The organism is Nocardia pseudovaccinii NBRC 100343 (assembly GCF_001613225.1).
GTDB classification, from domain to species: Bacteria; Actinomycetota; Actinomycetes; order Mycobacteriales; family Mycobacteriaceae; genus Nocardia; species Nocardia pseudovaccinii.
In genome coordinates, this window is sequence record NZ_BDBY01000015.1 from 23429 (window position 1) to 46207 (window position 22779).

A 22779-nucleotide genomic window follows, 5' to 3' on the forward strand; every position below is an offset into this window, starting at 1 on the left:
GTTCGCGCTCGGTGGTGTCGAGCAGTTCGATATCGCCGACGACCGCGGCGGGTTCGGTGGTGATCGCGGTGAGCACCCGCACCAGGCGGTCGGCGATACGGCGCACCGTCTGCTCGTCGAACAGGTCGCGCAGGTAGCCCGCGCGCACTCGCAGCTGAGAGTCCAGCTGCGCGATCAGGGTCAGTGGATAGTGGGTGGCGTCGGCGGCCTGCATATCGACCACGGCCATGCCATCGATATCCGCGGCCTGCGCCCGGATGCCCTCGGCATCGACCGGGTAGGACTCGAAGACCACCAGCGTGTCGAACAGACCGCCGATTCCGGCGGCGGACTGGATATCGGCCAGGCCGACGTAGTGGTGATCGAGCAGATCCGCCTGCTCGCCCTGGGTCCGGGTGAGCAACTGCTCCACCGATTCCGACGGATCGAAGCGCACCCGCACCGGGACGGTGTTGATGAACAGACCGACCATCGATTCGACGCCGGACAGCTGTGCCGGACGGCCGGAAACGGTGGTACCGAACAGCACATCGTCACGGCTGGTCATCCGGCCGATCAGAATGCCCCAGGCGACCTGCAGCACGGTATTCGGCGTGACGCCGAGCGAGGCGGCGAGCGCGGTGAGTCGCGCGGTCGCCTGCTCGTCCAGCTCGAAGAAGTATTCGCCGGACAGCGAGGTGATCTCCCGGCTCGCATCCGGGCGCGACAGCAGCGTCGGTTCGCTGACACCGCGCAGCGCGTCGGTCCACGCGGCCACCGAGGCCGCGTGATCCTGCTGCCTGGTCCATTCCAGGAAGTGCCGGTAGGAGCGCACCGCGGGCAGCACATTGGCATCGGCGTGCGCCGCGTAGAGCACCAGCAGATCCCGCATGAGCAGCGGCATGGACCAGCCGTCGAGCAGGATGTGGTGGTTGGAGACCACGAACTGCCAACTGTCGGAAGCGGTTTGGATCAGCGTGAAGCGGATCAGCGGCGGCGCGGTCAGATCGAAGCGCTGGGTGCGGTCGGCGGCGATGAGATCGGCGGCCTCGCCGGATTCGATCCGGTCGTGCTCGGCCCAGGCGACCCGGGCGCTGTCGAGAACGACCTGCACCGGGTTGCCGTCGTTATCGGTGACGAAGGCGGTGCGCAGGTTCTCGTAGCGGTCCACCAGAGCCTGTGCGGCCGAACGCAATCGGGTCGGATCCACCCGGCCGGTGAGCGTCAGCACGGCCTGCGCGGTGTAGACGTCCACCGAGGTGGCGGCCAAGCGCGCGTGGAACAGCAGACCAGCCTGCAGCGCGGACAGCGGCCAGATATCGGCCAGTGCCGGGAAGCGCTGCTCCCAGTTGTCGATATCGCGCTGTGTTAGTTCCCGCCCCGAGCCGCCCCGCGCCGAGCGCACCAGGGCGAAGTCGGACGGTGTGTGCCCACCCGCGCCGTTCGAATTGGCGTGCCGGGCAACCGCTTCCAGTGCGGTGGTCCACAGTTCGCCGAATTCGCGGACCTGCGCGGCATCGAGCAGGGTGCTCGGGTAGCCGATATTGGCGGTCAGCTTGTCGCCGACCACGATGGCATTGATATCCAGCGGAGCCATCGCGGGCATATCCGCGTCGTAGGCGCCGCCGAGCGCGCCGAGTTCGGCGGCCGGGATCCAGCCGAAGCCGCGCAGCGCCTCGGGCACATCACCCTCGGAGACGCGGCCCAGGTAGTTGAAGCTCACCTGGCCTGGCTGTTCGACGGGCAGTTCCGTCGCGGTCGCTTCGTTCATGTAGCGCAGCAGGCCGTAGCCGATGCCCTTGTCCGGCACCGCGAGCAACTGCTCCTTGACCGCCTTGACGGCCTTGCCGAGCGCGGGGCCGCCGGTCAGCGCGGCATCGATATCGATGCCGGACAGGTCGAAGCGGACCGGGAAGATCGCGGTGAACCAGCCGACGGTGCGCGAGAGATCCGCGCCGGGCACGATGCCCTCTTCGCGGCCGTGGCCCTCCAGGCGGATCAGCAGCGCATCGTCGGCGCGGGCGGTGGTGCGGTCGGCGCGCCACTTCGCGGTCGCCAGGGCGAGCGCGGTGAGCAGACCGTCGTTGACGCCGCCGTGGAACAGCGCGGGCACGGTGGTCAGCAGCGCCTTGGTGACCTCGGCCGACACCTCGACCTGCAGCTTCTCGATGGCGCCCGAGGTATCCACGGCGGGATCCAGCGCACGCTCGGTCAGCAGCGGATCCGCCGTACCGACCACCGAACGCCAGTAGTCGAGTTCGGCGACCCGCTCGGCACTTTCGGCCTCGCGTCGCAGTGCGTCCGCCCAAGCCCGCATCGAGGTCGCGGGCGCGACGAGCTGCGGTTGCTGGCCCGCGGTGAGCTGGCCCCAGGCGGCGACGAAGTCCGGCACCAGGATGCGCCAGGACACACCGTCCACCACGAGGTGATGCGCCGCCACGATGAGGCGGCCGCCGCGGCTGCCGTCCGAGGGTTCCAGCCAGACGAACCGAATCACCACTCCCGCAGCGGGATCGAGTCGACCCAGTGCGGCATCCAATGCGGCGGAAGCGATTTCGAACAGTCCCGCGTCGTCGATACCGGCATCGAATTCGGTGCGATCGATCAGCGCGTCCACGTCGATGGTCCCCGGCTCGACGGTTTCGAGAGTCCAGTCCGCATCCTCGCGGTACAGCCGCGCCCGCAGCATGTCGTGGCGGTCGACCACCGCGGCAACGGTTTTCGCGATGCCCGCGCGATCGATGCCGACCGGCAATTCGAGCGCCATGGTCTGGTTGAACCGGCCGAACGAACCCTGCCGCTGCGCCATGAACCGGACCACCGGGGTCAGCGGCATGGCGCCGATGCCGCCACCGGGCAGCTCGGCCAGCGCCTCGACGGCGGTATCGGTGCTGTCGGCGGTCTCGGCGACCGCGGCTAGTCCGGCCACGGTGCGCTGCTCGAAGACATTGCGCGGGGTGAAGACCACACCGCGCGCCTTGGCCCGCGAAACCAGCTGGATGGACACGATGCTGTCGCCGCCGAGGGCGAAGAACGAATCGTCGACACCGACGCGCTCGACGCCGAGCACCTCGGCGAAGACCTCGGCAATGGTGTGCTCGATCGGCGTGCGCGGTGCGCGGAAGACCACCTCGGTCGCGAATACCGGCTCCGGCAGCGCCTTGCGGTCCAGCTTGCCGACCGGGGTCAGCGGAATGTGGTCGATCACCATCACCGACGACGGCACCATGTACGCGGGCAGGCGTTCCTCGACGTGCGCGGTCAGCTCCGCGACATCGATCGAATGACCCGGTACCGCAACCACATACGACACCAGCGAGGTCGCGCCCGCCGCGCCCTTGTGGCCGACGGTGACCGCGAAGTCGACCGTCTCGTGCGAGGCCAGCGCCGCGTCGATCTCACCGAGTTCGATGCGGAAACCGCGCACCTTCACCTGGAAGTCGGAGCGCCCCACATATTCGACCTCGCCGGTACGGGGCCCACCCGTCGCCCGACCACCACCCCTCATGGAATCGCTTCGCGATGCGGGAACCCATCTGACCACGTCACCGGTGCGATACATGCGCGCACCCGCCACATACGGGTTGGCCACGAAGCGTTCGGCGCTCAGCCCGGCGCGGGCGTGATAACCGCGCGCCAGCTGGATGCCCGACAGATACAGCTCACCCGCGACACCCACCGGCACCGGCCGGAGCTGGGCGTCCAGGATCAGCGACTGCATACCGCGGATCGGCGCACCGATCACCACCGTGTCACCGGCCACCAGCGGCTCGCTGATATTGGTCATGATGGTGGTCTCGGTCGGACCGTAGCCGTTGTGGAAGTTGCGGACGGACCCGTTCTCCAGCGGTACCGCCCACTTGGCGACCAGATCCGCCGGAACCGCTTCACCACCGGCGACCAGTACCCGCAGCGAATCGAGGCCGGTCGGATCGAAGGTGGCCAGCGCGGCCGGTGTGATGAACGCGTGCGTGACCCGCTCGGTACGGATCAGCTCGGACAGTTCCTCACCGCCGTACACGCCGGGCGGCGTCACCACGAGCGCACCGCCCGCGCCGACCGCGAGCAACAGTTCCAGGATCGAGGCATCGAAGCTGGGCGAGGCGAAATGCAGTGCGCGCGAACCGGAATCGAGGTCGTAGCGCACGATCTGCTCGACGCTGAAGTTCGCGAGTCCGGCATGGGTGACCACCACGCCCTTTGGCACACCGGTGGAACCCGAGGTGTAGATGACGTAGGCCGGATGCGCCGGACGCAGCGGGCGTACCCGGTCGGCGTCGGTGATCGGACCGCCGTCGAATCCGTCCAGGTCGAGCTCGTCGAGCACCAGCCAGCGCACCGAATCCGGCAGGCCGTCGCGAACCGCCGCGACCGTCAGGCCGACCGGCGAACCGGAATCGGTGACCATGTGCGCTATGCGCTCGGCCGGGTAGTTCGGGTCGACGGGCACGAATGCCGCACCCGTCTTCGATACCGCCCAGGCGGCGAAGACCGAATCCGCGGACCGCGGCACGCCGACGGCGACCAGATCCTCGGTGCCGATGCCCTCGGCAATGAGCAAGCGCGCCAACCGGTTCGACCGCTCGTCGAGGTCGCCATAGGAGACACGTGTCCCCTGGAACACCACGGCGGTCGCCTTCGGATCCATCGCGGCGGCCTCGGCCAGCAGCTCGGGCAGGGTGCGCGCGGGCACCGCGGGCGCACCGGTGCGGGCGATCAGATCGGCCCGCTCCTGCGCGTCGAGCACATCGATGGCACCGACCGCGACCGTCGGGTCGGCGGCAATGGCCTCCAGGACTCGCCGCCAACGCTGCGTGATCAGCTCGGCGGTCGACTCGTCGAACAGCTCGGTGGCGTAGGTGAGCGCCAAAGTCATTCCGGCGGAACCGGTTTCCGACAGCGTGAACTGCAGGTCGAAGCGGGCCACATTCTCGTCGAGGTCCAGTGCGGACACCGAAAGACCCGGCAATTCGAGTGCGGTGCGCTCCAGGTTCTGGAATGCGAGCATCACCTGGAACAGCGGGTTGCGCGCCTGGGAGCGTTCCGGTGCGAGCAGTTCCACGAGCCGCTCGAACGGCACGTCGGCATTGCCGAAGGCGTCCAGGTCGGTCGAGCGCACCCGGTCCAGCAGCGCCGTGAACGATTCGGACTGATCGATACCGGTGCGCAGCACGAGGGTATTGACGAACATGCCGACGAGATCGTCGAGCGCCTGCTCACCGCGTCCCGCGATCGGCGAACCGACAGCGATATCGTCGGTACCCGACAAGCGGGCCAGCAGCACCGTGAGCGCGCTGTGCATCACCATGAACAGCGACGCACCGCGTTGGCGCGCAATACCTTCCAGCGCCGCGATCAGTTCGGCGGGCAGTTCCGTCTGCAGGGTCGCGCCGCGATGCGAGGCGATCGCGGGACGCGGTCGATCGGTGGGCAGCGGCAGTTCGTCCGGAACACCGTCGAGAGCGCGCTTCCAATGCGCTACCTGACGCGCCATCAGCGAGGTCGGATCGTCTTCGGCGCCGAGGACTTCGCGCTGCCAGATGGCGAAGTCCGCGTACTGCACCGGCAGCGGCGCCCACCCGGGCGCGGCGTCCTGGGCGCGCGCGGTGTAGGCGAGCATCACGTCGCGGGTCAGCGGGCCGATGGAGAAGCCGTCGGCCGCGATGTGGTGCACCACGACGACGAACACATGCTCGTCGGCGCCTGCGGAGAAGAGCCTGGTCCGCAGCGGAGCCTGCTCGGACACATCGAATCCGGTGGTCACGAATTCGGTCACCACCGCGGTCAGCTCGGCCGGATCGACCGAAACCGGCTGCAGATCGAGCGCGATCGCGTCGGCGGGCACGATCACCTGGACCGGGGTGCCACCGTGCTCCGGGTAGCGGGTGCGCAGCGATTCGTGCCTGCGCACCACATCGGCCACGGCCAGCCGCAGCGCCTCGATATCGAGCGCACCGGTCAGGCGAATGGCGACCGGAAGGTTGTAGGCCGCGGATGTGGTGTCGTACTTGTTCAGGAACCACATGCGCTGCTGCGCGAACGACAGCGGCACGAGTTCGTCGGCCTTGCGCGGACGGGCGACCAGCCGGGCGCGCGCGGCGCCGTCGGCATGCGATTCCACCCGGGCCGCGAGCGCTTCCACGGTGGAGGCCTCGAACAGCGCGCGCACCGGGACGGTGGTGCCGAGCGCCGCGCCGATCCGGGCGACCACCCTGGTCGCGATGAGCGAGTTGCCGCCGAGGTCGAAGAAGTCGTCGTCGACACCGACCCTGGGCAGGTCGAGCACATCGGCGAAGACCGCGGCGACGGTCTCCTGCACCGGCGTCACCGGTGCGCGGAAAGCCTTGGCCTGTACCGCGGGCGCGGGCAGCGCGCGACGGTCCAGCTTGCCGTTGACGGTCAACGGAATCCACTCGAGCCGCACCAGCGCCGCGGGCACCATGTAGGACGGAAGTCGTTGCGCCGCACCGCTGCGCACCACGTCGAGGTCCGGGATGACATCGGGTTCGGCGACCACGTAGGCCACGATCCGCTGATCGCCCGGCTGATCCTCGCGCACGATGACCGCGGCCTGGGCGATGCCCGGCTGGGCCAATATGGCGGATTCGATCTCACCGAGTTCGATGCGGAAGCCGCGCACCTTGACCTGATCGTCGGCGCGGCCCAGGTACTCGAGCTCACCGAAGCGGTTCCAGCGCGCGAGGTCGCCGGAGCGGTACAGGCGTGTGCCCGCGGCCTCCGCGTCGGCGAGGGGGTTCGCGACGAAGCGGGTGGTGGTCAGGTCCGAGCGGCCGAGGTAGCCGCGGGCCAGCTGCGGTCCCGCGACATACATTTCGCCCGCGACGCCGACCGGCACCGGCCGCAGCCGGTTGTCGAGGACGTACACGCGCAGACCCGCGATGGCGCGGCCGACCACGCTGCCGGATGCGGCGGCGATGGTCGCGGCGTCCAGCGCACGGTAGGACACGTGCACCGTGGTCTCGGTGATGCCGTACATATTGACCAGCAGCGGAGCGACATGCGCCGAGCGCCGGTCGGTGCCGTCACCGTGTCGGGCAACCCAATCCGAAAGCCTGCGCAATTCGAGGGCTTCACCGCCGAACACCACGTAGCGCAAGGCCAGCGGTTCGGCATCCGGAGCGGCATTGCGATCCGCCTCGGCGAGTTGGTAGAACGCGGACGGCGTCTGGTTGAGCACCGTGACCTGCTCCACCCGCAGCAGTTCCAGGAACTGTTCGGGCGAGCGCGAGGTGTAGTAGTCGACGACCACCAGGGTGCCGCCGAACAGCAGCGGACCCCACAGCTCCCACACCGAGAAGTCGAAGGCGTAGGAGTGGAACAGCGTCCACACATCGCGGGGGCCGAAGCCGAAGTCGCGATCGGTATTGGCGAACAGCCGCACCACATTCCGATGCGCGACCGCCACACCCTTCGGGCGTCCGGTCGAGCCGGAGGTGTAGATCACGTACGCGACATTGTCCGGGGTGAGCGCCGCGAGACGGTCGGCATCGGTGATCGGCGCATCGTCGGCGTCCTCGACATTGCCGGTCTCCACCGCGAATCCGTCGAGCACCACGGTCGGCAGCTCGTCGGGCACCCGCACCTGAACCGTCGAATCGAGGATCACACTGGTCGGACGCGAATCCGCGAGCACGTAGGCGATGCGGTCGGCCGGGTAGGTCGGGTCGACAGGCACATAGCCCGCACCGGTCTTCACCACCGCGAGCAGCGCGACCACGAGATCGAGCGAGCGCGGCAGGATCACCGCGACCAGCGATTCGGGACTCGCGCCGTCGGCGATCAGCCTGCGCGCCAACACATTCGCGCGCCGGTCCAGCTCCGCGTAGGTCAGCGATTCGATGCCGAATTTGGCCGCCGTATTGTCCGGATGCGCGGCCACCGCCTGCTCGAACAGATCGACCAGCGTGGTACCCGGTGCACTGAATCGCGGTGCGCTGTATCGGATTGCGGCGCTCCCGGTGCCCTGCGTGCGCGAGTACGCCTTGCCGAGCGCTGTCTCGACGGCCCCCCGTGCTTCCTCCGGGCCCGTCGCTCGCGCCAGGCTGTCGAATCCGGACGACACCCAGCGCTGCGACACATTGAGCCGCTCGGCCTCACCGAGCAGATCGATATCACCGATGACGATCTCGGGATCCTCGACCACACTGTGCAGAATCCGGACCAGGCGATCGGCGAACGATGCCACCGTCTCCGGATCGAACAGCTCGGTGGCGTAGTTCCAGGACAGGCCAAGTGCACCGTCGGCAGTCTCGCCGACGGTCAGCTGCACATCGAATTTGGCTGTGCCGGGATCGAATTCGACCACCGACAGCTCGACACCCGGCAGCGCGACGGTGCCCATTTCCGCGGCCGATGCGGCCTCGAAGGTCAACGCAACCTGGAACAGCGGATGGTGTGCCTGGGACCTGGCCGGGCTGATCACATCGACCAGCCGCTCGAACGGCACATCGGCATTGGCGAAGGCCGCGAGATCGGTGCGACGCACCTGTGCGAGCAGATCGCTGAACTTGGCGCTCGGCTCGACCTCGTTGCGCAGCACCAGCGTATTGACGAACATGCCGACCAGATCGTCGAGCGCGCGTTCACCGCGGCCCGCGATCGGAGTGCCGATAGCGATATCGGTGCTGTTCGACAGCCGGGCCGCCCAGGCCGCAAGTGCCGCGTGCATGACCATGAACAGCGTGACCCCACGCGCGCGGGCGAGTTCGGCCAGCGCGCCGTGCAATTCGGCGTCGATCGAGAAGCCATGCGTGCCACCGGCATTGGACGCGACCTCGGGCCGCGAGCGGTCGGCGGGCAGTTCGATCTGATCGGGCAAATCGGCCAGCTGCTCGGTCCAGTACGCGAGCTGCTGTGCCGCGACCGATTCCGGATCGTCCTCGCTGCCGAGCACGTCGCGCTGCCACAGCGCGTAGTCGGCGTACTGGACATCCAGCGGCGTCCAGGCGGGCACCTCGCCGCGACTGCGCTCGGTGTAGGCCAGCACCACGTCACGCAGCAGCGGACGCAGCGAGAAACCGTCACCACTGATGTGGTGCATGACGAGCACCGCGACATGGTTCTGCGCGTCGATGCTAAGCAGGTCGGCCCGGAACGGCACCTCGCTGGTCACATCGAAGTGCACGCTCGCCAGCTCGACGATGCGCGCGGGCACCGCGCCGGGGGCGATCGCCTCGGTCGCCAGCTCGAAGCGCACCTCGTCGGTGTGCAGCACGTGCTGGTAACCGGTGCCTTCGACCTCCGGGTAGATGGTGCGCAGCGCCTCGTGCCTGGCCAGCACGTCGCCGACGGCGGCGTTCAGCGCGGCGATATCGACATCGCCGGTGAGCCGGACGGCCACCGGAATGTTGTTGACCGCGGTGCGGTTGTCGAAGCGGTTCAGGAACCACATCCGCTGCTGGGCCAGCGACAGTGGGACCAGCTCGGGGCGCGGTTGCGGAGTCAGCGGTGCGCGACCGCCTTCGCCCGCGGCCGATTCCACCAGTGCGGCCAGTGCCGCGACATTCGAAGCCTCGAACAGCGCGCGCACCGGGATCTGGGTGTCCAGCGCCGCGCCGAGTCGCGCGGCGACCTGGGTTGCGATCAGCGAGTTGCCGCCCAGTTCGAAGAAATCGTCGTCCAGACCGACACCGTGGCCGACGCCCTGCAGACCCAGCACCTCGGCGAAGGTGCCCGCGACGATCTCCTCCACCGGGGTGGTCGGCGCGCGGAATACCTTGGCCGCGAACGTCGGAGCGGGCAGCGCCTTGCGATCCAGCTTGCCGGAGGCATTGAGCGGGAACTCGTCGAGCACCATGTAGGCCGCTGGCACCATGTACGCGGGCAACTGCTCGCCGAGCGTGTTCTTGACGGTCTCGATCTCGATGGCCCGGTCCGGATTCGCGACCAGGTAGGCGACCAGCTGATCGCCGGTCCGGTCATCCGAATGCACGAGCACGACCGCCTGCGCGACCGCGGCCTGCGCGGTGAGCGCCGACTCGATCTCACCGAGTTCGATGCGCAGACCGCGCAGCTTCACCTGGAAGTCGGTGCGGCCCAGGTACTCCAGTTCACCGCGTGGCGTCCACATGACGAGGTCGCCGGTGCGGTACATGCGCTCGGCGGCACCGAACGGGTTCGCGACGAAACGTTCGGTGGTCAGGTCCGGGCGGCCGACATAGCCGTGCGCCAACTGCGCGCCCGCCAGATACAGCTCACCCGGGACGCCCGCGGGCACCGGACGCAACCGCGAATCCAGCACGTACACCTGGGTGTTGAACACCGGGGCACCGATCGGCACCGAGCTGATATCGGCGTCGGTGACCTCGTGGAAGGTGACGTCGACCGCGGCCTCGGTGGGACCGTACAGGTTGTGCAGTCGCGCGCCGGTCAGCTGGCGCAGGCGCTGCGCGGTCACGGCGGGCAGCGCCTCACCGGAGGCGAAAACATTACGCAGACTAGTGCACTCGGCCGCTCGGTCCTCGGCGACGAAAACCGAGAGCATGGACGGCACGAAGTGCACCGTGGTGACCTGCTCGTCGACGATCAGGCGCGCCATATAGGCCGGATCGCGGTGACCGTCCGGCTTGGCGACGACCAGGCGGGCGCCGACCTGCAAGGGCCAGAAGAACTCCCACACCGACACGTCGAAGGTCGCCGGAGTCTTCTGCAGCACAACGTCTTCGGCGGACAAGCCGTACTCGGCGTGCATCCACACCAGGCGGTTGACGATCGCCGCGTGCGAGACCGCGACCCCCTTGGGACGACCGGTCGAACCCGAGGTGAAGATCACGTACGCGGTATTGCCCGGACGCAGCGGGCGATGCCGATCCGCGTCGGTCAGCGGTTCATCCGAGAACTCGGCGAGATCGAGTTCATCGATGCGGACCTGGCGCGACACCGTGGTCTCCAGATCGGTGCCGGAGGTCAGCACGCAGACCGGTCGCGCGGTCTCCAGGATGTAGTCGATGCGCTCGGCCGGATGATCCGGATCCAGCGGCACGTAAGCACCACCGGCGGCATTGATCGCGTACATGCCGACGACCAGATCGATCGAGCGCCGCATGCCGAGAGCCACATAGGATTCCGGGCCGACGCCGTTCTGCTTCAGCCAGCGTGCCAAGCGGTGCACCCGGGCGGCGAACTCGGCATATGTCAGCGTCGCGGAGCGACTCGATGAGGGGTGGTGGTCGGGCGACGGGTGGGCCAGAGTTGTCCCCTCGTAGCTGACCGCGTACGCGTCCGGCGTGCGCAGCACCTGCGCCTCGAACAGCGAGACCAGCGTCGCGGCCGCATCGCCGACCGGCGAGGTCAGTGCCGCGTCCACCGGGAATTCGGTGTCGTTCCACCGGTCGAGCACCTGGGCCCGCTCGGAGTCGTCGAGCAGGTCGATATCGCCAACCGCGATCGCCGGTGCGGCGGTGATACCACGCAGCACCCGGACGAAGCGCTCGGCGAAGGCGTCCGCGAACCGATCGTCGAAAAGGTCGGTGGCATAGACGAGTTCGGCGGCCATCTCCGATTCCGCGCCCTCGCTCAGCGTGAGCTGCAGGTCGACCTTGGCGGTCGGCGGATCGATACCGAGTTCGGAAACCGCGAGTCCGGGCAGCTCCAGCGAGGTGCGCCCGAGGTTCTGGAACGACAGCATCACCTGGAACAGCGGATGGCGCGCCTGCGAGCGGGCCGGGTTCAGCACCTCGACCAAACGCTCGAACGGCACGTCGGCGTGGGCGAAGGCCTGCAGATCGCGCTCGCGCACCTGGGCCAGCAGATCGGTGAACGCTTCGGTCGGATCGACCTGGGTGCGCAGCACCAGGGTGTTGACGAACATGCCGACCAGGTCGTCGAGGACCTGCTCGCCACGACCGGCCACCGGGATGCCGATGGCGATGTCATCCGAACCGCTCAGCCGCGCGAGCAGGGTCGCGAAGGCGCTGTGCACCACCATGAACAGCGTGGTGTTGTGCTCGTGCGCGACGCGGTTGAGCGCCTCGACGAGTGCGCCCGGCAGCTGGAATCGGTGCGTGCGTGCCGCATACGACGCGACCACCGGCCGCGGCTTGGGCGACAGACGCAGTTCCTCCGGCAGTCCGGCCAGGGTTTCGCGCCAGTAGCCGAGCTGTTCGGAGATCAGCGAGGTCGGATCGTCCTCGGAGCCGAGCGTTTCACGTTGCCACAGTGCGTAATCCACGTACTGCACCGCCAGCGGCGGCCAGACCGGCGCGGATTCCGAACTGCGCGCGATGTAGGCCGACATCAGATCGCGGACCAGCGGACGCATCGAGAAGCCGTCCGCCGCGATGTGATGCACCACGACCGAGAGCACGTGGTTCTGCGTGTTGTCGCGCCACTTCTTACTGCTCAGCGGCGCGCGCTCGACCTGGTAGAGCCGAATCCGCACCGGGGATTCGGTCGTGATGTCGAAACCGCGACCGATGAATTCGTAGAGGGCACCGCCCAATTCGCTTTCGGCGACCGGGACGATCTCCAGTTCCGGAATCGCCCGCGCGGCCGCAAGCACCTGCTGGTAGGCCACGCCCTCGTGCGACGGGTAGATCGTGCGCAGCGATTCGTGCCGGGTGATCACATCGGCGATAGCGCCGCGCAACGCGGGCAGATCGAGATGCCCGTGCAGCCGCACCGCCGCCGGAATATTGTCGGCGGCCGAATCGGCGTCGAAGCGGTTGAGGAACCACATCCGCTGCTGTGCGAGCGACAGCGGCGGGTACTCCGGCCGCGGGCGCACGGTCAGCGCCTGGCGGGCACCGGCCCCGGCGCTGGCCTCCATGCGCGCGGCGAGTGCGGCGACAGTCGGCGCCTCGAACAGCAGGCGCACCGGAACCTGGGTGTCCAGTGCCGCGCCGAGCCGCGCCACCACCTGGGTGGCGACCAGCGAGTTGCCGCCGAGATCGAAGAAGTTGTCGTCGATGCCGATGCGCTCGTGGCTCAGCACATCGCTGAAAATGTCGACGACGATCTCTTCGATCGGGGTCGACGGCGCGCGGAATTCCTTGGTCTCGAACACGGGTTCGGGCAGAGCGCGCCGATCGAGCTTGCCGTTGGGGTTCAACGGCATGGCGTCGAGCACCACGATGGCTGCGGGGACCATGTACGACGGCAGCTGCTCGGTCAGGTGCGCGCGCAGCTCGTCGAGGTCGACCGTGCCGCCATTGGCGGGCACCACATAGGCGACCAGCTGATCGCCGGTCCGCGCATCCGCACGCACCAGCGCGACCGCCTGGGCCACCGAATCGTGTGTGGTGAGAGCGGTTTCGATCTCACCCAGCTCGATGCGCAGACCACGCAGCTTCACCTGGAAGTCGGTCCGGCCGAGGTAGACGATGGCGCCGTCGGCGTTGCGGGTCACCAGGTCGCCGGTGCGGTACATCCGGGATCCGGAGGCGCCGAACGGGTTCGCCACGAAGCGATCCGCGGTCAGATCGGTACGCCCGAAGTAACCGCGCGCCAACTGCGCACCTGCCAGATACAGCTCACCCGCGACACCCGGCGCGACCGGATGCAGGCGGGCATCGAGCACATACGCCTGGGCATTCCAGACCGGCAGACCGATCGGCACCGCGCCGACCAGCCCCTGCGCCACCGGACCGTGCGTCGCGTGCACCGCGAATTCGGTCGGGCCGTAGAGGTTGTAGAGCGCGGCGGAGCTGACCTTGCGAATGGCGGCGACGGTGTCACCGGTGAAGGCCTCACCGGCGACCAGCAATGCGCGCAACGACTCGAGCGCCGCGCCACCGGCGGCATCCACACTGCCCGCGAAGACGGTCAGCATGGACGGCACGAACGAGGTCATGGTGACCCGTTCGGCCGCGATGACTTCCGCGAGGTACTGCGGGTCGCGATGACCGTCCGGGCTGGCCACGACAATCCGGCCACCGGTCGACAACGGGCCGAACAGCTCCCACACCGAGACGTCGAACGTTGCCGGGGTCTTGAACAACACGACGTCATCGGCACCGATGCCGTATTCACCGGTGATCCAACGGATCTGGTTCACCACCGCCGCGTGCGGCAGCGCCACACCCTTCGGCCGACCGGTCGAACCGGAAGTGAAGATCACATACGCGGTGTTCTCCGCCCGCAGCGGCGCAATCCGCTCCGCATCGGTCACCGGCGCATCCGAGTACTCGGACAGCTCCAGCTCATCGATGGAAAGCGTTGGCAGCCCACCGCTTTCGAAGTTGTCCCGCGAGGTCGTCAGCACACAGGCCGGTGCCGCCGACTCGAGCACATAGCTGATCCGCTCGGCGGGCTGATCCAGGTCCAGCGGCACATAGCCGCCGCCTGCCTCCTGCACCGCGTACGCCGCGGCCACGAAATCGACCGAACGCCGCAGACCGAGGGCGACCAGCTTTTCCGGACCGACGCCCGCCTCGATCAACCGGCGTGCCAAGCGGTGCACGCGCGCACCGAATTCGGCATACGTCAGCGAGGTGCCGATGGCCGGATCAACGATCGCGACCGCATCCGGCGTGGCCGCGGCCTGCGCGGCGAACTCGCCGACCAAAGTGAGCCCGCCACCCTTGCGAACACCCGAGCGACGCGGGGTGCGGCCGGGCTGACGACGCGGCAGCAAATCGTGCTTGGTGTCGTTCCAGCCGAGGACCGCGAGTGCGGTTTCCTGATCGTCGAGCAGTTGGATATCGCCGATCGGCACGGTCGGATCGGCGATGATCGCCGCCAGGATCCGATCGAGGCGCCGCGCGAAGGCCGCCACCGTGTCCTCGTCGAAAAGATCGAGGGCGTAGGAGATTTCGGCCGACATACCGGCGGCCTCGCCCGATTCCTGGGTCTCCTGCAGGGTCAGCTGCAGATCGAATTTGGCCAGTCGCGCGTCGTAATCGATACCGTTGACCGACAGTCCGGGCAGTTCCAGGTTGGCCTGCTTGACGTTCTGGAACGCCAGCATCACCTGGAACAGCGGATTGCGGGCCTGCGAGCGGGCCGGGTTCAGGATTTCGACCAGGCGCTCGAACGGCAGATCCGCGTGCGCGAACGCCTGCAGGTCGGTTTCCCGAGCCAGGGCGAGCAGGTCGGCGAAGCTCGCCGAACCCGCGACATCGGTGCGCAATACGAGCGTATTGACGAACATGCCGATCAGGTCGTCCAGCGCGGCCTCACCACGACCGGCGGCCGGGGTACCGATGGCGATATCGCTGGTACCGCTGGCCCGCGCCAGCAGCACGGCGAGCGCGCTGTGCATGACCATGAACAGCGACGAATTGTGCTTGCGCCCCAAATCGATGAGCGCACGCTGGGTCTCGGCGGAGATCACGAACGCGTAGGTGCCGCCGCGGTAGGAGGCGATCGCCGGACGCGGGCGGTCCGAAGGCAGCACCAATTCGTCGGGCAGATCGGCGAGTTGTTCGGTCCAGTATCGGATCTGGCTGGAGATCAGCGACTCCGGATCGCCCTCGGAGCCGAGCACTTCGCGCTGCCACAGCGCGTAGTCCGCGTACTGCACCGGCAGCGCGGACCACGCGGGCGACTCCCACGAGGTGCGCGCCGCGTACGCCACCATGACGTCACGCGCCAGCGGCCCCATCGACCAACCGTCGGCCGAAATGTGGTGCACCACCATGCCGAGTACGAACTCGGACTCGCTGATCTCGAAAAGCCTTGCGTGCAAAGGCACTTCGTCTGTGACGTCGAAAGCCATGGAGGCCAGGTCGATCAGATGCTCGACCAGCGTCTCCTCGGTGACCCGGTACGGGGTCAGGTCGGGCACGATCTGCGCCGCGTCGAGCACCACCTGAACCGGACCGCTCTTGGTCTCCGGGAAGACGGTGCGCAGCGATTCGTGCCGGTCGATCACGTCGATGACCGCGACCTGCAGTGCGGCGACATCGAGATCACCGGAGAGCCGGATAGCGACCGGAATGTTGTTGACCGCCGAGGCGGTATCGAAGCGGTTGAGGAACCACATGCGCTGCTGCGCGAGCGACAGCGGCACCTCCTCCGGGCGCTGACGGGCGACCAGCGCACTGCGGGCACCGGCACCGGCATGCGATTCGACCCGGGCCGCCAGCGCGGCCACGGTGGACGCCTCGAACACCATCCGCACCGGCACCCGGGTATCGAGTGCGGTGCCGATGCGCGAGGCCACCTGGGTGGCTATCAGCGAGTTGCCGCCGAGTTCGAAGAAGTCGTCGTCCACGCCGACGCGCGGCAGGTCGAGCACCTCACCGAAGATCTGGGCGACGATCTCCTCGATGGGTGTGCTCGGCGCACGGAAGGTGTGCACCTCGAAGACCGGCTTGGGCAGGGCGCGCCGATCGAGCTTGCCGTTCGCATTGAGCGGCATGGCCTCGAGCGTCACGAATGCCGCGGGCACCATGTAGGTGGGCACCATGCCTGCCAGATGCGTGCGCAGCGCGGTATCGAATCCCGCCTCCGGCTCGGCCTCGGTCGGCACCACATAGGCGACCAACTGGTCGCCGAGCCGGCTGTCGGAACGGACCAGCGCGACTGCCTGCGCCACCGCCGGGTGGGCGCGCAAGGCGGCTTCGATCTCGCCGAGCTCGATCCGGACACCGCGCAGTTTCACCTGGAAGTCGGTGCGACCGCTGTAGACGATCTGTCCCGCGGCATCGCGAGTCACCAGGTCACCGGTGCGGTACATGCGAGAACCGCTGGGGCCGAACGGATTCGCGACGAAGCGGTCGGCCGTCATATCCGGCCGGGTGAGGTAACCGCGCGCCAGCTGGTCGCCCGACAGATACAGCTCACCCGCGACACCCGGGGGCACCGGATGCAGTCGCGCGTCGAGCACATAGGCCTGGGTGTTCCAGACCGGCATACCGATCGGCACCGCGCCGCGCACCACCTCGCCGACGACGGCATGGGTGGCATTGACGGTGAATTCGGTTGGGCCGTAAAGGTTTATCAGCGTGATATCGGGGCGGCCGAGCTTGCGGAACGCCTCAACCGCCTCACCGGTGAACGCCTCACCACCGACCAGCAGCATGCGCACCGAGCTCAGTGCCGCCGAATCGACGGTACCGGCGAATACGGTCAGCAGCGACGGCACGAACGAAGTCACGGTGACCTGTTCGGCGGCGATGACCTCGGTCAGATATTGGGTGTCGCGGTAGCCGTCGTGGGTGGCGATCACGGTCCGGCCGCCGGTCAGCAAGGGCGCCAACGGCTCCCACACCGACGCGTCGAAGGTGGCCGGGGTCTTGTACAGCGCGACGTCGTCGGCGCCGAGCCCGAATTCGCTGATGAGCCAGCGCATCTGGTGCACCAGCGCGGCATGCGAGACCCCGACGCCCTTCGGGCGACCGGTGGAACCCGAGGTGAAGATCGCGTACGCCAAATGCGCTGGGCGCAAAGGTGATACGCGCTCGGCATCGGTCACCGGGGCATCGGAGATCCCGGACAGATCGAGCTCGTCGACAACGAGCGACTCCAGGCCCTCCGGCGCGAACCGGTCCCGCGACGTGGTCAGCACATAGGCGGGCGCCGCGGTATCGAGCACATGGGCGATGCGTTCGGCAGGCTGATCGAGATCGAGCGGCACATAGGTGCCACCGGCCTCGAGCACCGCGTGGATCGCGGTCACCAGGTCGAGCGAGCGCCGCATACCGAGCGCGACCGGGACATCCGGGCCGACGCCCGCCTGGATCAGCCAGCGCGCGAGCGCGTGCACCCGAGACCCGAAATCCGCATATGTCAGCGTCGCACCGACGGCCGGGGTAAAACCGTCGACGGAGCGGTCGACCACGGCAATCGCGTCCGGTGTCGCGGCCACCTGGCGGGTGAACAGATCGCTCACCGTCCCGGCCGTATCGAGCGCACGCGGCGCACCGTGCCAGCCGTCGCGGGCCAGCTCGACTTCGCGTTCGTCGAGCAGATCGATATCACCGACGATCGCTGCCGGATCCGCGGTCACACCGCGCAGAATCCGTACCAGCCGATCGGCGAACGACGAGACGGTCGCCTCGTCGAACAGGTCGGTGGCGTAGGAGACGACCACCGAAACCCCCGCGGGCTCCCCCTGGTTGCCGCGCTGTTCGGTCAGTGTCCAGAGCAGATCGAATTTGGCGATGTGGACTTCGAGTTCGGCGGCCGACACCGACAGTCCGGGCAGTTCCAGTGTGCCGTGCGACATCTCCTGGAACGACAGCATCACCTGGAACAGCGGATGCCGCGCCTGCGAGCGGGTCGGGTTGACCACCTCGACGAGACGTTCGAACGGAACATCGCTGTAGGCGAACGCCGCGAGGTCGACTTCCCTGGTGCGCCCGAGGAATTCGGTGAAGGACCGACCCGGATCGACCTCCGAGCGCAGCACGAGCGTGTTGACGAACATGCCGATCAGGTCGTCGAGGGCCTGTTCGCCACGTCCGGCGACCGGGGTGCCGATGGCGATATCGGTGGTGCCGGACAGCCGGGCCAGCAGCAGTGCGAGCGCGGCGTGCAGCACCATGAACGGGGTCGCGCCCTCGGCGCGGGCCAGTGCGCTCAGCCGGGTGTGCAGTTCGGCATCGATATCGAAAGCGAACTGCGCGCCGCGGAAGCTCTGCACCGGCGGACGCTGCCGATCGGTGGTCAGATCCAGCTGATCCGGCAGACCGGCCAGCGCGTCGCGCCAGTAGGCGATCTCGCGGGCGGCCATGGACTCGGAATCGCTTTCGGCGCCGAGCAATTCGCGCTGCCACAGGGTGTAGTCGCGGTACTGCACCGGCAGGGGCGCCCAGGCGGGCGCTTCCCCGGCCGCGCGGGCCAGATACGCGGTCGTGACGTCGCGCGCGAGCGGCCCGAACGAGAAGCCGTCCGCCGCGATGTGGTGCACGACGAAGGCGAGCGCGTACTCGGGCGTGTCATCCGAGGACGCACCGATGATCTGATACAGGCGCACCCGAATGGGCAGCTCGGTCGAGACATCGAAGCCTGCGGAAGCGAATTCGGTGAGCACGTCGAGCAATTCGGCCGCCGCGAGCGGCTGCACGTCGACATCGAGGTCGACCTCGTCGATCGGCAGCACCTGCTGATAGGCGCCGTCGCCCGAGTTGGGGAAGATGGTGCGCAGCGATTCCTGGCGGGTCAGCACATCGGTGAGTGCGGCCCGCATCGCGTCGAAATCGACGCGACCGCCCAACCGCACCACGAACGGCAGGTTGTAGGTCGGCACCGTGGAGTCGAACTGGTTGATGAACCACATCCGCTGCTGTGCCAGCGACAGCGGCACCCGCTCGGGCAGTTCCTGGGCCACCAGGGCCGGTCGTGGCCGATCGGTGGGCGGCGCCGATTCGGCGCGGGCGGCCAGACCGGCCACGGTCGGGGTCTCGAACAGCGCGCGCACGCCGATCCGGGTGCCGAATGCCGCGCCGATCCGCGCCACCACCTGGGTGGCGACCAGCGAGTTGCCACCCAGATCGAAGAAGTTGTCATCGATGCCGACGCGTTCCTGGCTGAGCACATCGGCGAAGATCGCCGCCACGATCTGCTCGGCCGGGGTACGCGGCGCCCGGAATGCGGTCGCGTCCACGCTGAACACCGGCTCCGGCAAAGCCTTTCGGTCCAGCTTGCCGGAGGTGTTGAGCGGGAACGCGTCCAGCACCATGATCGCCGCGGGCACCATGTAGCTCGGCAGCTTTTCCGCGACGAACCGGGTGAGTTCGATCACGTCCACGGAGCTTGCGGAGTGGCCATTGGGTGGAGCGATCGACCGGCCCGGCGCGGGCACGACATAGGCGACCAACTGCTGACCGGTCGCGGTATCCATCACCAGCACCGCGGCCTGGCTGACCGCAGGATGGGCCAGCAGATCGGTTTCGATCTCACCGAGCTCGATGCGCTGACCGCGGAATTTCACCTGAAAATCGGTGCGGCCGATGTATTCCAGGGTCCCCGCGACATTCCAGCGCACCAGGTCACCGGTGCGGTACATGCGCTCGCCATTGCTGCCGAACGGGTTGGCGACGAACCGATCCGAGGTCAGATCCGCGCGACCGCGATAACCGCGCGCCAGCTGACGCCCACCTAGATACAGCTCACCCGGTGCGCCGACGGCCGCCGGGCGCAGCCGCGAATCCAGCACGTAGACCTGGACATTCCACTCCGGAATACCGATCGGCACCGTGACGGTGTCGGCGGCGGTGGCCTCCCAGTAGGTGACCGAGACGGCGGCCTCGGTGGGGCCGTACAGGTTGTGCAGACCGGCCGAGGTAATAGCGCGGAAACCCGCGGCGGTCTCCGGCGGCAGCGCCTCACCGATGACGAAAACCGCACGCAGCGTGGCACATTGTGCGGCGGTGGCATGGGCGACGAAGACCGTCAGCATGGACGGCACGAAGTCGGTGACGGTGACCCCGTGCCGCTCGATCATCTCGGCGACATACAGCGGATCGCGGTGCCCGTCCGGGGTCGCGACAACAAGTTTCGCGCCGACCATCAGCGGCAGGAAGTAGCCCCACAGCGATACGTCGAAGGTGGTCGCGGTCTTCTGCAGGTACACATCGTCGGCAGTCAGGCGGTACTCGTCGAGCATCCACAGCTGCTGGTTGACGATCGCATGATGGGTTACCGCAACACCTTTCGGGCGTCCGGTCGAACCCGAGGTGTAGATCACGTAGGCGGTGTTGTCCGGACGCAGCGGCGCTCGCCGCTCCGAATCCGCCACCGGCGCATCGTCGTACGCGGACACGTCGAGGGTGTCGATTTCCACCCGGCGCACCGATTCCGGCAGCTCGAGTTCGTCACCGGAGACCGTCAGCACACAGACCGGTGCCGCGGACTCGAGGATGTAGGCGGTGCGATCGGCCGGATGATCCGGATCGATCGGCACATACGCGCCACCGGCCTTGAGCACCGCGTGCATACCGACGACGAGATCGAGCGAACGTCGCATGCCAAGTGCGACAAGCGATTCCGGGCCGACACCGTCGGCGATCAGGAACCGGGCCAGGCGATTGACCCGCGCGGCGAACTCCGCATAGGTCAACTGCGCGCCCTCGAAATCGAGGGCGACGTTGTCCGGAGTCAGTTGAATCTGCGCATCCAGCAGGGCCGCCAGGGTGGTTTCCGGAACGTCCTGCTCGGAGTCGTTCCACTCCGCGACGGTCAGCTCCCGCTCCGCCGCGGTGGTCAGCTCGAGGCCCCAGACCGGCGCATCCGCTTCGGCCCGCAGGAAGCGCTCGAAGAATTCGAGGAAGCGTTCGTGCTGACGCTGTGTCTCCGCCTCGGAGTACAGGTTCGGGTTCGTCTCGAAGTCGATGCGCGCGCGCGAACCGCCCTCGGACTGATAGAAGTTGACGCCGAGATCCTCGATGCTGCCGGTGGACAGCACCACCATGGTGCCGACCATCGAGCCCATGCTGATCTTGTCCTGGAACAGCATGATATTGATCCAGGGGCCGAAGAACTCCCTGGTCACCACGCCGGCACCGGCCGCGTCGCGGCGGATGTCCTCGTGCCGGTAGCGCTGGTGCCGCAGCGCGCCGGTCACCTCGACCTGGACCTGCTTGAGCACATCGGCCACGGTGGTCTCGTGCCCGATCCGCAGCCGCAACGGCACGATATTCGACGAGACGCCGCCGGAGCGGCGCATCACGGCGGTGGTCCGCGCGGTCACCGGCAGGCTGAGGATCACGTCCTCGGAGCTGGTCCACTGCGCCAGATATCCGGCGAACGCGGCGAGCAGCAAACCGGCGGGCGACGAATCATGGCGCGCCACAGCCGCTTCCAGCACCCCGTTCTGCTCGTCCGAGAGCAGCACGCTGCTGAGGGTGTTGATCGGCGCCGGTCCCGCGGACCGGCCCGCCAGGCTGGTGCCGTCCTCCACACCGGCGACCCGCTCGGCCCAGTACTTCTTGTCCGACTGGAACCGGGAACTGTCCCGGTAGGCCATCTCCTGCTCGTAGAGCGTGCGCAGGTGCGCGGCATTGGCCGGTGCGGGCTCGGTGCCGTTCAGCAGGGCGGTGTACCAGTCGGCGACCCTGGAAAGGTTGGTGACCGCACCGAAGCCGTCCAGCACGATGTGGTGCGCGCGCAGGTACAGGTACCAGTGGTGATCGCCCACCTGCAGGCCCGCGAAGCGCAGCAGCCGATCCTCGAGCAGGTTCAGCGGGGCGCTGTACTCGGCGCGCATCCACGCCATGGCGGCGGCCTGGGGATCGGCCTCACCGCGGAAGTCGACGTAGTAGACCTTGTCCCGGTCCGGAATCGTGTAGTCGATCCACTGATACGGCTGGCCGTCGATCTCGGTGATGCAGAGCATGCCCGAGCCGCGCTCCTGCCCGGAGCTGATCAGCGCTTCGCGCAGGACCTTCAGGTCGAGGTCGCCGTGCAGGTCGACGTACTGCGCGATGTTGATCGGCACCTGCGGGTCGACGTGCTGGGCGTACCAGATACCCAGCTGCGCCGGGGACAACGGGAACGGCTCGCTCGACTCCCTCGAAGCAGCGTGCGCCCGTTCGCCACCAGTTTCGCCGTTTCCGCCGAAATCCAGCCGGTCCAACCGTAACCTCGCTTCCGGAACACCACACGAGCGCTCCCCGATGAACACCGGGATGTCGACGCGCACCTATACCAGCGTGGCGCCTGTGTTCCCGCGTTCAGTTCTCATCAATCAAGCAAAAATGTTCATTGGCACTATCTGCCCGTCAGGCCGAGCTTGTTACATGGGCGCGACCATGCCCGCCACCCACCGACCGGCTCCGCCGGGAAGTTCAATGCAGATCACCGAAACAATCTACCGTCGCCCTCGCCAGCCGACCAATCAGCTCTCATAGCCGGGAAACATCAGCCCTGGCAGGGGGATCATCGCAAGTTTGCTGG

At 67.9% G+C, this 22779-nt stretch carries 1 protein-coding gene (running past one end of the window); it reads right to left on the bottom strand.

Annotation, left to right across the window (positions count from 1 at the left end; translation table 11 throughout):
* Positions 1-22459, bottom strand: partial view of a non-ribosomal peptide synthase/polyketide synthase gene (locus NP3_RS01505; RefSeq protein WP_063036993.1) — the 5' portion only. 21473 nt of this gene lie to the left of the window's left edge; only the first 22459 of its 43932 coding nucleotides appear in the window; the start codon lies at positions 22457-22459; its stop codon lies beyond the left edge, outside the window.
* Positions 22460-22779 lie beyond the last annotated feature (320 nt).